Genomic DNA, 14,771 nt, shown 5'->3' on the forward strand with positions numbered 1-14,771 from the left:
CGTGAGCTCTCGGGCGTGCAGGCGGTCTTAGATGGTCTGCTTGTCGACCGTCCCCGTCGCAACATCCTACGTCACCCCAAATGAGGAGCACCAACATGGAGCTTCTCTGTCGACCCGACGGTCAGGTGCGCTCACTTTACGACGAGTTGATCGATTTAGCGGCACTCGGCCGTCTCTCGATCCGTCGCGCCAGCTACGTCGAACCCGATGTCGCTGGGAAATGGTCCGTGGATCTTTCCCCAGCGGCAGGGCCGAGATTGGGTCCCTACTCCAGACGCAGCGCGGCGCTCGCCGCCGAGCAAGCGTGGCTCGAGACCCATCGCTTGGGCTCGCGTAACCATCAGTAGATTGCGCGTTGCTCGGACCTCCCGGACACGCTTTCGAACTGTCCATCTCCGATCGCATCCTTCCGGGTGTTCACCAGTCCTCGTGGTTCTTTCCGGGGCCGTTCTCGTCCTCGGACAACGTCGAACAATATCGTCCCATTCTTTGTCATACGAAAGGAACTCTACACTATGACTCAATCACAACTTGATCGGGAAGTGGCAGCAGCCACTGGCGAAACCCTGTCGACGATTCGCCGCCGTGGCTTCAGTGTGGTCGACGCGCCGTGCGTTCACGCGCGTAAACGCCCGCGCCAGCCACGAATCGTCGATTGGGACGCTCTGCATGCCAACCGAACGGCTTTATTGCCCGGTCGCGGTCAGCGACGCACAAATGCATAGTTATCGAAGCCACCGGTCGGACCTGTTCAATTCCGTCCGATAGGCGGCCATGATCGTCAGCAGCTGCGCCTCTTCGGGCCGCCCTTCCCAGGGCGGCCCGAAGGACGCTTTTTGTTAGCAGTGGCACATGAATACAATTCGGAACAAGCCACGAGTAAAAATCGCAAAACCGGTGCAACTCACGCGTCTAGCCACTTAGCCAGGGGGCGGCGGCTCCGCATTGCAAAAATCTCTCCTGGACTCTCGGCGGCCACTTGTTCTGAAATCCGCTCGAAACCATCTTTCCAATAAGACTGTGCGCCAAGATGATTTGAAAAAAAACCGGCCCTCCTGATAAAGTGCGGCGGACCCGCAGCGCTGGTCATAACCACAACCCGCGTTATACTGTGGCCGCGTAGGCCGCTGTTCTGTCACGTTTTTGTCGGTTTCCGCATGCGCGCACCTCACCAGTTGCTCTACAGTCGAACGCGCGTGCGTTCACGTTACGCCCTCATGCCGATTGAGGGATATCCGACGTCAAAGCTGCCAGATTGGCCCGAAAGCGCCGTGCAGATTCTTGCCGCTCCGGTCCTGGGTGCGGCATTTGCTCAATACCTGCTGCGTGTGCCGGCTAGCTATGGCACGCACTACCACGCCGACCGACGCATCGAGACATTCTTGTACGTCTTGGACGGCGAATACCAGCTACTGCTAGGGACGGGGAATACGCAGCAACTGTCCGCGGGCAACTTCGTATTCGTCCCGCCAAGCCTCGACTACAGTCTCGAGGCGTCCACGTTGGGCACGCTCTTGATGCTCAAAAAAGCGTACGAACCTGTGACAGGTGTCTCGGAGCCGCAGGCAATCGTCGCCAAACAATCTGACGTTGCCGAAACTGTCTATATGGGGGATCAGGGCGCGCTGCTGCAGACATTGCTGCCTGACGAAATTGGTTTCGATATGGCGATGAATATCTTCACGTTTGCTCCGGGCCACAGTTTGCCAGTCGTCGAGACACACGTGATGGAGCACGGCTTGTATTTTCTGCAAGGAAAAGGCGTTTACTATCTCGACGACACATGGATGGAAGTGGAAGCAGGCGATTTCATCTGGATGGGACCGTACGTACCGCAATCCTTTTACGCGACAGGCCCGACGCCCTCGAAATACATCTACTACAAGAATGTGAATCGTGACGTAGCGCTATAGTCGCGAGTTGGCCCCTGGCGTGCGCGCTATTCATTGAGCCCCGGGAAGGTGACACATGGAAAAGATATATCGTGACGCGGACGTTGACCTATCAGTCATTAACGGCAAGACGGTAGCGGTCATCGGCTACGGAATTCAGGGCCGCGTGCAGGCCGCTAATGCGCGCGACAGTGGCGTAAAAGTCATTGTGGGTACGCGCCCCCCCGAGGAATCGAACAGCCGCGGCCTCGCCCAGTCCGACGGGTTCGAGTCGATGTGTATCGCGGACGCCACACGACGTGCCGACATATTGCTAATCGAATTGGCCGATCCAGCCCAGCCCCCGATCTATCGTGATGACATCGCGCCCCACCTGACCTCCGGCAAGACGCTTTGCTTTTGCCACGGGTTTAATGTGTTGTACGGCGCAATCCAGCCACCGCGTGATGTGAACGTGGTACTGTTCGTTCCCAACGCTCCAGGGCATTTGGTCCGCGAGAAATACCTCAAGGGCGAGGGGATTTATGGATGCGTGAGCGTAGAAAATGACGCCACAGGCAATGCCCGCGATATCGTGTTGGCGGTCGCGAAGGCCGTGGGAAGCACACGTGCGGGCGTTATCGAAATGTCCTTTCAACACGAGTGCGAAGGGGACAATTTTGAAGAGCAAATTCTCTACGGCGGCGCGATTCAGTTGATGAGGCTATGTTTTCAAGTCATGGTAGACAACGGATATCCTCCGAGCTTCGCGTACGCCAAGGCGATTCGGTCGCTACGCTGTGTCATTGATGTGATGGACGAAGTCGGCATTGAAGAATACGTCAGTCGTCGCTGCAGCCGCACGGCGGAATTTGCCATTCGCACACGCGGACCGCGGGTGGTCAACGAAGAGGCGATTCGCGAGATCTTCCGCGAGACCGAACGGGGCGAGTTCGCGCGAGATTGGATGCAGGAATGGGCCCTCGGCATGCCGACGCTCTATCGCCAACGCCGTACGGCCGCCGAAGGCATGATGGAAAAAACGGGGCACGACTGGCGGCGTGACTTCGGCAAATAGTCGGTCAAGAAATGTCTATGCCCATTTGCCAGGAAAGAATCGCACGGGATATTCAGGCTATCGCGCGGGCCACAGAAACGCCTGGCGATGGGGCGTCCCGCCCCACGTTTTCGTCCGCATGGGCGCAGGCCGTCGAATATGTCATTTCTGAGGCGCAGGCCTGTGGCTGTCATGCTCACAGGGACGCCGCAGGAAATATTCATGTTCGCCCGGTGGGCCATGATGCAGGCACGCCGTTATGGCTCTGTGGCTCGCACCTCGACAGCGTGCCTCACGGCGGAAACTTCGATGGTGTTGTCGGAGTTGTGGTGCCGCTGGAATTATTGCGGGCCGCGTACGACGATGGACGAAAGTCCCTTCCACTGGAACTCATTATTTTTGCCGAAGAGGAAGGAACAACATTTGGACTGGGAATGCTAGGCAGTCGCACCTGGTGCGGGTTGCTCGATGCAGAAAGGCTCGCAGAATTGCGCAATGCACAGGGGCAAAACTATCTCGAGGCCGGCAGCCTATTGGGCGTGGCGGCCGAAAGATTTGCTGCCGATCGCCTGCGGGCGGATGCCTATCGAGGCATGGTGGAAGTGCACATCGAACAAGGTCCAGGTATGTGGAACCGAGACCAGCCCGTTGCGATTGTCACACGCATCAACGGCCGGCGTCAATATCGAGCCGTAATATCGGGCATTGCCAACCATGCTGGAACGACCAGCATGGCAGACCGTTGCGATGCCTTAGCGGGAGCGGCCTCGATGATCACTGCAATCGAAGTGCTACCGGTCGCGCTCGGTCAACACGCTGTGGCAACCGTTGGTCACATCGAATGCCGGCCGAACGCCTTGAATGTCATTGCCGATTCAGTGCACTTTACAATAGATCTGAGGGCCCCCACCGACGAGGCGCTCGAACAAGGAAACGCCGCTTTACGTTGCCAACTGGCCGAAATCGCAAAACGACGCCAATTAAAGTTGGCAATTGACATGACCGAAATGGCGCCGGCAACGGAGTTGGCTTCCGAGGTGATTGTAAAACTTCGGACCGCGGCTGAGCGCGTCGCGCGCTCAGTGGTTGAAACCGTTAGTGGCGCGTTGCACGATGCGGCCATCATCGGTCGCTTTCTGCCAACGGCGATGCTTTTCATCGCCAGTCGCGACGGAATCAGCCACAACCCGGCCGAGTTTAGTCGTATGGACGACATTGCTCTGGCCGCGCGGATTCTTTACTCTATGGTGGGCGGTGACGACGAGGCTGCATAGCCCATGGCAATCACGGTCAGCGAGTTAAATGCGTGCCCAACGGCGCATTTCGTTTCCGTTTGTGGTCCGTTCTACGAGCGGTCGCCTTGGATCGCCGAGCGCACGGCTGTTGGCCGCCCCTACAAAAGTCGCGAAGAGTTGTTGCACGGGTTCAGTGCGACCGTCGAATGTGCCTCCGCCGACGAACAGTTAGCGCTCATCCGCAGCCACCCCGATCTCGTGGGCAGTGCGACGCAGAAAAGTGAACTGACCGTCGAATCCGCGCGCGAACAAGCAGCAGCAGGATTGGGAGCCTTGAACGCGGATGAGGTACGACGGTTTCGCGAGCTCAACGCTGCTTATTGGGACAAATTTGGTTTCCCCTTTATCATTTGCGCGCGCGAAAACAAGAAAGAGGCAATTCTGGCCGCTTTCCCGGCGCGATTAGCAAGCACGCGTGAGCAGGAAAGGCATACCGCCTTGGAAGAAATCGCTAAAATCGCACGACTTCGACTGTTCGACACTGTAGGCGAGGGGTGACTAGATGCATGTCCGATTGGCAGCGCAAAAGTACGGAAAATGCAGCGTTTTGCTTTGCAAGGTCACGCGACACGCCAGTCGTCATGACATCACAGAGCTGACGATCGACATTGAGTTAGAAGGCGATTTTTCCGAATCGTACTTGCAGGGAGACAATCGTCGCGTTATCGCCACCGATACGATGAAAAATACGGTTTACGCGCTGGCCGCAGAGCAGCCGCTTGATGATGCCGAGAGCTTTACCCAGTCCCTGGCGGCCCATTTTCTTGATCGCAATGCTCATGTGACGGCGGTGGCGGTGCGAGCTAGGGCCTCTACTTGGCGTCGCATTGACTCCGCGGGTGCGCATCCGCACGCGTTCATCGACGGCGGCCCCGCCAGTCGAACTGCGTGCACTCGCGCAACGCGTGTGGAGACGATCGTACAAGGCGGCATTGTGGGCCTACAGCTTTTAAAGACCTCTGACTCGGCATTTCGCGATTTCTTGCGGGATGAGTTCACCACGCTTCCAGATGTTGACGATCGCATCTTTGCCACCGTGATTAACGCACATTGGACCTTTTCTTCTCGCGCCGTGGACTGGGACGTGGCGTATACCAGTATCGTGGACTCGATGATTGCTGTTTTCGCGGATCACAAGAGTCTGGCTGTTCAACAAACGCTGTTTGCCATGGGAGACGCAGCCCTCAAGTCGTGCAGCGCCATTAAGTCCGTTCATCTGGAGATGCAAAACCAACACCGGATACCTTTTAACCTCGCGTCAATCGGTAAGCAGAATCGGAACGAGATTTTCATCACTACCCGCGAGCCTTATGGGCTGATCACCGCCACACTCGAACGCGACAAATAATCTATGGGTAAGCTGTCGACTCACATTCTCGACACGTCGCTTGGCCAACCGGCGCGCGGCGTGCGCGTCGACCTATATTACCTTGTGGATGATCGTGCCGAGCTTCTAAAAACGATTACGTCCAACAATGACGGTCGATCCGACGAACCACTGCTATCCGGCGGTGAATTTACTGTGGGCAAGTATCGGCTGCTGTTCCACGTGGGTGCGTATTTTTCTGGCAAGTGCGCGAAGAGCGCGCCCGACTTCCTCGACGTCGTGCCAGTAGAGTTTGTCGTCGGTGACGCAGCTGCCACATACCACGTGCCGCTCTTGGTTTCGCCTTGGAGCTACACGACGTACCGCGGAAGTTGATGCCCCATGGCACTGGATTACGTAATCCGCGCTGGCCAATTAGTCCTACCGCACGGCATTGTTGCGGCCGACATCGGTATCGCCGACGGAGCGATCGTGGCCATCGAGCCAGATATCGGCGGGGCGGCCCGAGAGATTATCGACGCCACCGGACTACATGTATTTCCGGGTGTCGTGGATGCGCACGTGCACTTCAATGAGCCGGGGCGAGACTCTTGGGAAGGGGCGGCCACCGGATCGGCAGCACTGGCGTCTGGCGGCGGCGTGTGCTTCTGCGATATGCCGCTCAACGCCTCGCCGCCGACACTCGACGGTGCATCCTTCGATTTAAAACGCGCTTCGCTCGAAAAGGCTTCCTTCGTCGACTTTGCGTTGTGGGGCGGTCTTTGTCGAGAGAATCTATGTCACTTAGATGCGTTGGCCGACCGGGGCGTGATCGGTTTCAAAGCGTTTATGTGCAACAGCGGTATCGAGGACTTTCCCAGCATCGATGACGAATCCTTGGGCCGCGGCATGGAGTCCGCCGCTCGCCTGCGATTGCCTGTGGCGGTGCACGCCGAAGACGAAGTGCTGACCAGCAATCTTACCCTGGCGGCGATTAACGAGAACCGAACGTCGATTCGAGATTTCTTGGCATCACGACCCATTCGCGCCGAAGTATTGGCCATCGAACGGGCAATTTCGCTTGCCGCGGAGACCGGCTGCTCATTGCACATTGTGCACGTCAGTTCAGGTGATGGAGCGCGGGCCGTTTTCGAGGGCCGCGCCCGTGGCGTGGATGTGACGTGTGAAACCTGTCCGCATTATCTTACGCTCACCGCAGCCGACGTCGAGCGGATCGGAGCAGCCGCTAAATGTTGTCCACCAGTGCGCGATGCCAATGAACAGGACAGTCTTTGGGCGGCTTTGAAAAACGGTGGAATCAACTTCGTTGCTTCTGACCATTCGCCGGCTCCCTGGTCTTTGAAAGAGTCGACGAATTTCTTCCGCGTGTGGGGAGGAATCGCCGGTTGCCAGACCACACTCGGCCTGCTGATCGAGGAGGGGCATGGCCGGCGAGGCATCGCGCTGTCACGACTGGCCGACTTTACGTCCCGTGCGCCCGCGGCGCGCTTCGGACTCGCGCAGAAAGGCCGTTTCGAGATCGGCGCGGATGCGGATTTGGCGCTGGTAGACCTGGCCACGCGTTGGCCGCTCTGCACTGAAGAATTGCGCTATCGGCATCAAATCAGCCCGTACACTGGCCTATGTCAGACTGGCAAGGTGAAGATGACGTTGGTGCGCGGGCGAACTGTTTTTGCGAACGGGCAAGTTACTACTACTGCGGCAGGGAGATTTGTCAGGCCGATTCGCCAAGCAGCCGTTAAGGAGACTGCGACGTGACCATCTCGCATGTCGTCCGCGGGCGAGTGCTGAATCCACGAGAAGATGGGTCGGTCGAATACCTTCCCGACGCTGCATTAGTCGGGGATAACCGAGGCCACATCATAGCGATTGGCTCGTGGCAAGACATATCGGCTCGATTTGGTGCAGGCACGGCTGAGTTTCGTTTGGCAGAGGGCTTGGTCATGCCGCCGTTGCTCGATGCACACATCCATATTCCCCAACACCCGATACGCGGCCGATTTTTGGAGGGAATCGAAGGCAATCCGGATGGCGGCCCCCTATTGGCAGGGCTAAACAGAAACGTCTTTCCTGCCGAGTCACGATGCGCCGATGTGGCCATTGCGCGGCGTGCCATCGAAGATTTTCGGAAGGATACACTATCTCATGGCGTTGTGGGGGGCGCCGCTTACATGACCGTTCATGCCACGGCAACCCGGTCCGCGTTGGAAATGCTTGGTGAGGAATGGGGGGTTGGCCTCGTCCTCATGCAGCGGTTTTGCCCACCGTCGCTGCGCACGAACGAGGAGTCCCTTGATGAGGATATCGCCGGACTGGCAGGCGACTTCGCTACGCGTGTGATCGTTACCGATCGGTTTGCCGGCGCTGTCGACACTCCGTTGCGGTGCCGCGGTGTGGCGCTGTCCACGCGTCACGGTTTGCGCATGCAGACGCATCTCAATGAACAGATTGCCGAAAAAGCGTGGACCGAGGGACTTTATCCTGATGCTCGCGGCTATACCGACATTTACAGGCGCGACGGATTGCTCGATCGAGCGCCGATTCTGGCCCATTGCATCCGCATGCGGCCCGATGAATTCGAGATGCTCACCGCGGCCACCGTGGCAGGCGCCGCCGTTGCTCATTGCCCGGTATCTAATACGTTGTTGGGTTCCGGAGTGATGCCCCTCAGCGAAATGATCGCTCGCGGCATTCCCTACGCGCTCTGTACAGACGTGGGGGCTTCGCCAACGACGTCCCTGTTTTGCGAGATGCTTCAGTTCCTGCGCGTCCATCGGGGTAGATCGCCCGCCGCCAGTCCTCAAGAAGCGCTGTTCCGCACCACCTTGGCTCCGGCACGGATTCTCGGCTTGTCCGACCAAATGGGCTCATTCGCCCCCGGTAAGGAGTTTTCGTTCATCGAGGTGGCGACCGGGACGGTATCCGCATCCGTCGACGCGAATGATGTGATTTTGACGGATGTTTTAGGCTCGAGCTATGCGGATTTACGCCGCTATGAGCCGGGCGAAGTGCTAGGAACGCTGATTGATGAGCTTGCGGTGAATGGGTTAGGCGTCGGGCCGTCCTTGGCCGCACTGACCGTGGACGTCGAGCAAACGGCCCAACGGTTGGACACGCGAGTTGTTCGAGTGACCCGCAAGGGAACCGTCGTCTGGGTGCGTGAGATGCCCCGGTTGTCTTAGCATTCGGGTGTATAGGCGTTTCCGCCAACTTTTTGGAAACTTCGTGCGACTACCTTGCACGTGGTGAGCACGATATATAGTGGGTAGGCGGCGATTCTATAGTTGGTGCCATTTACTGCGTGGTTACTCAGGCCGCCATATGCGAGACTTCGTGCTCTTGTATGTAAACGGACGCCGCCATGAAGTGCGGGGTGCCCAAGTATTTAGGCCGCTCTCGGATTTTTTTCGGGATGAACTACGCCTGACCGGTTCTAAAGTCGTCTGTGCCGAGGGAGACTGCGGCGCGTGCACGGTGCTGATCGGAAGACCAAGCGCTGGTCGGATTGAGTACCGACCGGTTACTTCCTGCATTCAATACATCGCCCAGCTCGACGCCGCGCATGTCGTGACGGTCGAAGGTCTACAGCACGGCAAGCAGATAAATCCGGTCCAGCAATCGCTGGTGACTCACCACGGCGCGCAATGCGGTTATTGTACACCCGGCATTGTCGTGGCACTGTGCGCCTTGTTCGACCAAATCCCCTGTCCTTCGCGGCAGGAAGCCACTCGAGCACTGGTCGGCAACCTTTGCCGGTGCACTGGCTACGATTCAATCTTGGAGGCGGTCGCCCATGTGGATCACACACAATGGCGCGAAACCAGCGACCTATATCCGGATCATGAGTTGATCCATGACTTGGAGCGTTTCGCCGCTGAATCAGTCGAAATTGTCGCTGACGGTCGGATCCTCCTCAAACCTGCCACCTTCGACGAGGCCGTATGCCTGCGAAACAGCCGCCCAGACGCCACGGTGCTAGCCGGTGGCACTGATCTAGGCGTGCAATGGAACAAAAGAGGCCGTGAGTTTAGCACCCTCTTGCATATAGGTGGGCTGAGCGAGTTGACCGATTACTCTGTAAGGGATCGCACTTGGATACTTGGGGCCGGCACAACCATCACTCAGCTTGAGCAGCAGGCGAAATCGATCCTACCGGCCTATGCGCGGATGCTCGAGAGATTTGGATCGCCGCCGATCAAGAACGTGGCGACGCTCGGTGGTAATTTGGCAAACGGTTCACCCATCGGCGATTCGATGCCTGCTCTGCTCGTGCTAGAGGCGGAGGTTGAGTTGATTAGTGTCGCAGGCTCACGGCGTGTGAATCTGAATCAGTTCTACACGGGCTATCGTCGTAACGTTTTAGCCGCCAACGAACTTGTTCGTCGCGTCATCGTGCCGCTGCCAGCTGACAACCAGTTATTCGCCACGTATAAGATCTCAAAACGTCGGGATCTCGACATTTCGACGTTTACGGCTGCCGTCTGGATGGATGTCGTAGGGGACGTCATTCGCGCGGCAAGGATTGCGTTTGGGGGTGTCGCGCCGACGATTGTGCGCCTGCCACGTACCGAGGCTTGGCTATCAGAGCGCCGCTTCACCGAAACAACCTTGCGCCAAGCGGGAGCCCTGGCGAAGGAGGAGATTGCGCCGATATCCGATGTGCGCGGCTCCGCTCAGTATCGTTCTCTGCTCGCGGAAAACATCCTCGTCAAATTTGGTAGAGAGGTTCTGGAAGCACCCGTCCCATCCCGAAACGGAAATTAGTCAAATACCATCGAAATTCCACTGAGCGACCTGCCATGAGATTTGTAGGTAAAGATATTCCGCACGAATCGGCCGTGCAGCATGCGACGGGGAGTTCGCTGTATATCGACGATCTACCTCCATTTTATGGCGAAGTCGCTGTCGGATTCGCTGGAAGCCCGGTCGCACATGGACGAATCCAAAACATCGATCTGACCGCGGCGCGGGATTTGTCCGGGATCATCGGCGTCTATACGCATCGCGACGTACCGGGGCACAATGACTATGGGCCGATCGTGCGCGATGATCGTGTGTTAGCAGATTCGATCGTCAAATTCGTGGGCGAGCCGATCGTGCTTTTGGTTGGCGAGTCGCGCAGTGCTATCGAGGAAGCTAGACGGCTCGTCATGTTCGACATCGAACCGCTTACGCCGATCCTATCCATTGACGCCGCCATCGCCGCACAAAGCTTTTTTGGGCCTCGCCGAGTCATCAGTTGTGGCAACGTTGACGCCGCCGTGGACGTCGCAGAGCGCGTCTTGGAAGGGTGCCTTGCGATTGGAGGGCAAGAGCATTTTTACTTCGAACCGCAGTCGGCACTGGTCTGTCCCGAAGAGGGAGGCGGGCTGACGGTTTACTCATCGACCCAGCACACTAGCGAGATTCAGGCAGTGGTCGCCGAAGTGTGCGGCTTGCCGTTTCATCGCGTGACGTGCATTTGCCGGCGTATGGGTGGAGGCTTTGGCGGCAAAGAGACCCAAGCTGCACAAACCGCAGCCATGGCCGCCATAGCGACGAAATTGACGGGAAGACCCGCGCGCGCCGTATTGTCACGTGACGACGACATGGCGATAACCGGCAAACGCCATCCGTTCAAATCATGGTACAAGGCAGGTTTCACGCACGAAGGGTTGATCACCGCTCTTGTTGTCAATCACTACTCAGACGGCGGTTCAACCACGGACCTATCGCCATCGGTGCTTGAACGGGCCATGCTCCACACCGACAACGCTTATTATTTGCCAAATGCCAGGATTTCAGGGCAGGTCTGCCGCACCAACTTTCCTTCGAATACTGCCTTCCGCGGCTTTGGAGGACCACAAGGGACGGCCGTTGGCGAAAATGTTATCGAAGAGATAGCGTTTCTTGTCGGGCGCGATCCGGCAACCGTTCGTCGTTTGAACTGTTACGGAGCCGAGGGGCGCAATACGACGCCATACGGGCAGATCCTCCAAAACAATATGCTGCCCGCGCTTATCGATCGTGTCTTGGACACTTCCGATTATTACTCCCGCCGGGCAGCCATCACCAAGGCCCATAGCAAAGACAACTCTGCGTTGCATGGACTCGCCATGACGACGGTCAAGTTCGGTATCTCTTTCACCCGGGAAACGCTGAATCAGGCTAACGCGCTTGTGAATATCTATCTCGATGGCACCGTGCTTGTCGCCACAGGGGCAACCGAAATGGGGCAAGGCGTAAATACGCGCATTCGACAGCTTGTCGCGGACGAACTAGGCATCGATATCGTTTGGGTTGTTATCGGTCCGACGAACACGGACAAGAGCAATAATACATCTGCGACTGCCGCATCGTGTAGTACCGACCTTAACGGCGCTGCCGCACTGGATGCTTGCGTGCGCCTGAGACAAAGGCTGGCGCAGATCGCCGCCAAGGAATTCACTGCGACTTCCGCCGAGCCGGCGTGTTCGCCCGATGACGTTGTATTTGCTGATGGCACGGCTTTTGATCGACGCAACGACACCCGGTGCATTGGATGGCGCGAGCTGGTGCAAATGGCTTATGTCGCTCGCGTGAATCTTGGCGAGCGCGGTTTTTATATTACACCTGGCGTTACCTTCGATCGCGACGGCGGAACAGGAACTCCATTCTTGTATTACACCAACGGTGCGGCTGTGGCCGAGGTGCGAATCGATCGACTTACCGGCGAACTGCAGGTCGAGCGGGTCGACCTGTTGATGGACGCCGGCATTCCCATCAATCCCGGGATCGACCGTGGGCAAATCGTGGGAGGTTTTATGCAGGGAATGGGTTGGGTCACTACGGAGGAGCTTAAATACGACGCCGCCGGCCGTTTGCTGTCGCATTCTCCGACCACCTACAAAATCCCAAACGTGAGCGACCTGCCGGCGATTTTCAACGTGGCATACATGCCGAATCCCGACAGTCACGTGAGCCTGAAGCGTAGTAAAGCGGTCGGCGAGCCGCCACTGCTGTTAGGCCTATGCGTTTGGGCAGCGGTCAAAAACGCGCTTTCATATGTCGCGGGGGCCGAGGTGCCAAAACTAAATCTGCCTGCAACTGGCGAAGAGATCCTACTGCGACTGACGGCTCTCGAAAAAACGTCTCGGGCGCAGCGGGTTGAGGTCACGTAAAAGGACTGCTGGCAATTGCGTTTTACTGCACAGTGACTTCTTACGCGTTGCTTCAGTATCATTCGATCATTGCAAGAAATAAACCGCATGCTGAAAAGTCACGCAGAAAGTCTTCGTGCCGACCAACGTTCAACCAAAAAGGCGAAGGCGGGCGAATGACTTTTTCACCAACTGACCGATCTTTCCAGATCTCGGCAAATATTGTGGACGTGCACCGCCGTCGAGTCTTTCCGGGCACGGTCGTCGTTCATAATGCGAGGATTGCGGAGATCATCCCACAAATTGGTGCCACGTACACGAGCTACTTGGCACCTGGCTTTATTGATGCGCACGTGCACGTGGAAAGCTCGATGCTGCCACCGAGCGAGTTTTCGCGCCTCGCCGTGGTACATGGCACCGTGGCCACGGTGTCTGATCCGCATGAAATCGCCAACGTGCTCGGCATGGAGGGCGTCGCCTGGATGCTGGCTGAAGGGGCCGAGGCGGCAATGAAGATCTGCTTTGGCGCGCCGAGTTGTGTTCCAGCGACGCCGTTTGACCGTGCGGGCGCGGTATTGGGTGTTGCCGAGATCGAAGCGCTGCTCGGCGTTCCGGGGATTGGTTATTTGAGCGAGATGATGAACTACCCTGGTGTGGTCAGCGGTCAGGCCGACCTGTTGGCCAAGCTGGCCGCGGCCCATCGCGCGGGACTACCAATCGACGGTCATGCCCCTGGATTGGGCGGGCCCGACCTGGCCGCTTACGTTGCTGCAGGCATTACAACTGACCACGAGTGCGTCGAGTTGGAAGAAGCGCGTGCAAAACTTGCGCTGGGAATGAAGATCCTCATTCGCGAAGGGTCCGCTGCTAAGAACTTCGATGCCTTGTGGCCGTTGCTTGTCGAGTCACCAGAATGGTGCATGTTGTGCAGCGATGACAAGCACCCGAACGATCTTATACATGGCCATATTGATGCCTTGGTCCGACGCGCGCTGGCCAATGGCGCAGAGTTGTTTGACGTCTGGCGCGCCGCATCAGTTCATCCGGTCGACCACTACTCCCTTGACGTGGGGCTACTGCGGGCTGGCGACTCGGCAGATTTTATTGAAATTGATTCCCTCGATGAACCACGAGTCCGTCGCGTATGGATCGACGGTGAGCTCGTGGCGCAGGAGGGTGTTTCCTTTGTGGCACATCGAAAAACGGTGCCGGTTAATCGATTCACAACGTCTCTCAAAAAGGCCAAAGATTTCTCAATTCCAGCGGAAGGTCAACGAGCCCGCGTTATCGAGGCACTCGACGGACAACTAGTGACCGGCGAACGGGTAGTTACTGTGGAGACGTGCGATGGAATCGTCATGACTAATGTGGAAAGCGACATTCTTAAGCTTGCATTAGTTGATCGTTACGGCAACACACCCCCTTCGGTGGCGCTCGTCGCAAATTTCGGACTGAAACAGGGGGCGATTGCAAGCAGCGTGTCGCACGATTCGCACAACGTTATAGCCGTGGGCGTGACCGACGACGAACTCGCGCGGGCCGTCAACGGCGTGATCGAGGCCGGTGGCGGACTGGCAATCGCCAATGGCTCGGTCCTGAATATGCTGCCACTTCCCCTGGCAGGGCTGATGAGCGATGCCGATGGATACCACGTGGCAGCCGAGTATCACCGATTCGATCGATCGGCGAAAGAATTAGGTTCACCATTGACGGCCCCATTCATGACACTTTCGTTCATGGCGTTGCTGGTGATCCCGGCGTTAAAGCTCGGTCCAATGGGACTCTTCGATGTCGTGGCATTCCAGCCGGTCAGTCTGTGGGTTCCGAATTAGAAAAGTCGGCAAGTACTTGGATTCACCGAGGTGGCCGATTTACCGCCGAGAAAGTCGTTCGCATTACGCGCTTCGTTGGCTTGTCCACGAGGGGGACCAGGCCGTATTATCTGCCTTGGCACCTCTAAGCATTCGTCTTCGTCGGGTAGTATAGGGGCAAATCAATTTCGTTGTCAGCAGTCGGTTGAAGCATATGCCACGAATAGTCCGCGGCGGATTGATCCAGGCGACTCTCTGCGAGCCAGCCACATCGCCCGTGGCCAAGATCAAA

At 57.4% G+C, this 14,771-nt stretch carries 12 protein-coding genes; all 12 read left to right on the plus strand.

Annotation, left to right across the window (positions count from 1 at the left end):
• The first annotated feature begins 95 nt into the window (after positions 1-95).
• The 12 genes from VGG64_09905 (at position 96) to ade (ending at position 14,500) form a co-directional block, all read left to right on the plus strand.
• The gene (locus tag VGG64_09905) at positions 96-347 is read left to right on the plus strand and encodes a hypothetical protein (GenBank protein HEY1599905.1); all 252 of its coding nucleotides are present in this window, start codon (positions 96-98) and stop codon (positions 345-347) included.
• A gap of 810 nt (positions 348-1,157) precedes the next feature.
• Positions 1,158-1,913, plus strand: coding sequence for a (S)-ureidoglycine aminohydrolase (gene allE / locus VGG64_09910; protein ID HEY1599906.1), 756 nt, complete (start codon positions 1,158-1,160; stop codon positions 1,911-1,913).
• Positions 1,914-1,968: 55 nt separating this feature from the next.
• Complete coding sequence (gene ilvC / locus VGG64_09915) at positions 1,969-2,949, plus strand: ketol-acid reductoisomerase (protein ID HEY1599907.1); 981 nt, start codon at positions 1,969-1,971, stop codon at positions 2,947-2,949.
• A 17-nt stretch (positions 2,950-2,966) separates the two neighbouring features.
• Complete coding sequence (locus VGG64_09920) at positions 2,967-4,202, plus strand: Zn-dependent hydrolase (protein ID HEY1599908.1); 1,236 nt, start codon at positions 2,967-2,969, stop codon at positions 4,200-4,202.
• 3 nt (positions 4,203-4,205) lie between these two features.
• A complete protein-coding gene (gene uraD / locus VGG64_09925; protein ID HEY1599909.1) occupies positions 4,206-4,721 on the plus strand; it encodes a 2-oxo-4-hydroxy-4-carboxy-5-ureidoimidazoline decarboxylase in 516 nt (171 codons plus the stop codon).
• 4 nt (positions 4,722-4,725) lie between these two features.
• Entirely contained in the window at positions 4,726-5,571 is an 846-nt protein-coding gene (gene pucL, locus VGG64_09930; protein ID HEY1599910.1) for a urate oxidase, read from the plus strand.
• A gap of 3 nt (positions 5,572-5,574) precedes the next feature.
• Positions 5,575-5,925, plus strand: a complete 351-nt coding sequence (uraH, locus tag VGG64_09935) for a hydroxyisourate hydrolase (GenBank protein HEY1599911.1) — start codon at positions 5,575-5,577, stop codon at positions 5,923-5,925.
• A gap of 6 nt (positions 5,926-5,931) precedes the next feature.
• Positions 5,932-7,308, plus strand: coding sequence for an allantoinase AllB (gene allB / locus VGG64_09940; protein ID HEY1599912.1), 1,377 nt, complete (start codon positions 5,932-5,934; stop codon positions 7,306-7,308).
• Positions 7,305-8,732 carry an amidohydrolase family protein gene (locus tag VGG64_09945; protein ID HEY1599913.1) on the plus strand — a complete coding sequence of 476 codons (1,428 nt, stop codon included), beginning with the start codon at positions 7,305-7,307 and terminating at the stop codon, positions 8,730-8,732. Before allB ends, VGG64_09945 begins: the two co-directional genes overlap by 4 nt.
• A gap of 385 nt (positions 8,733-9,117) precedes the next feature.
• Positions 9,118-10,314, plus strand: a complete 1,197-nt coding sequence (locus VGG64_09950) for an FAD binding domain-containing protein (protein ID HEY1599914.1) — start codon at positions 9,118-9,120, stop codon at positions 10,312-10,314.
• 35 nt (positions 10,315-10,349) lie between these two features.
• Positions 10,350-12,689: a xanthine dehydrogenase molybdopterin binding subunit gene (gene xdhB, locus VGG64_09955; GenBank protein HEY1599915.1), complete on the plus strand. Its 2,340-nt coding sequence runs from the start codon at positions 10,350-10,352 to the stop codon at positions 12,687-12,689.
• A gap of 155 nt (positions 12,690-12,844) precedes the next feature.
• Complete coding sequence (gene ade / locus VGG64_09960) at positions 12,845-14,500, plus strand: adenine deaminase (protein HEY1599916.1); 1,656 nt, start codon at positions 12,845-12,847, stop codon at positions 14,498-14,500.
• Positions 14,501-14,771 lie beyond the last annotated feature (271 nt).

This window comes from Pirellulales bacterium (genome assembly GCA_036490175.1).
Lineage (GTDB): Bacteria > Planctomycetota > Planctomycetia > Pirellulales > JACPPG01 > JACPPG01.

Bases quoted from the DNA above. Each gene is read 5' to 3' on its own strand.
- uraD (HEY1599909.1), top strand. From the start codon at position 4,206: ATGGCAATCACGGTCAGCGAGTTAAATGCGTGCCCAACGGCGCATTTC.
- xdhB (HEY1599915.1), top strand. From the start codon at position 10,350: ATGAGATTTGTAGGTAAAGATATTCCGCACGAATCGGCCGTGCAGCAT.
- pucL (HEY1599910.1), top strand. From the start codon at position 4,726: ATGCATGTCCGATTGGCAGCGCAAAAGTACGGAAAATGCAGCGTTTTG.
- ilvC (HEY1599907.1), top strand. From the start codon at position 1,969: ATGGAAAAGATATATCGTGACGCGGACGTTGACCTATCAGTCATTAAC.
- VGG64_09920 (HEY1599908.1), top strand. From the start codon at position 2,967: ATGCCCATTTGCCAGGAAAGAATCGCACGGGATATTCAGGCTATCGCG.
- allE (HEY1599906.1), top strand. From the start codon at position 1,158: ATGCGCGCACCTCACCAGTTGCTCTACAGTCGAACGCGCGTGCGTTCA.
- uraH (HEY1599911.1), top strand. From the start codon at position 5,575: ATGGGTAAGCTGTCGACTCACATTCTCGACACGTCGCTTGGCCAACCG.
- ade (HEY1599916.1), top strand. From the start codon at position 12,845: ATGACTTTTTCACCAACTGACCGATCTTTCCAGATCTCGGCAAATATT.
- VGG64_09905 (HEY1599905.1), top strand. From the start codon at position 96: ATGGAGCTTCTCTGTCGACCCGACGGTCAGGTGCGCTCACTTTACGAC.
- allB (HEY1599912.1), top strand. From the start codon at position 5,932: ATGGCACTGGATTACGTAATCCGCGCTGGCCAATTAGTCCTACCGCAC.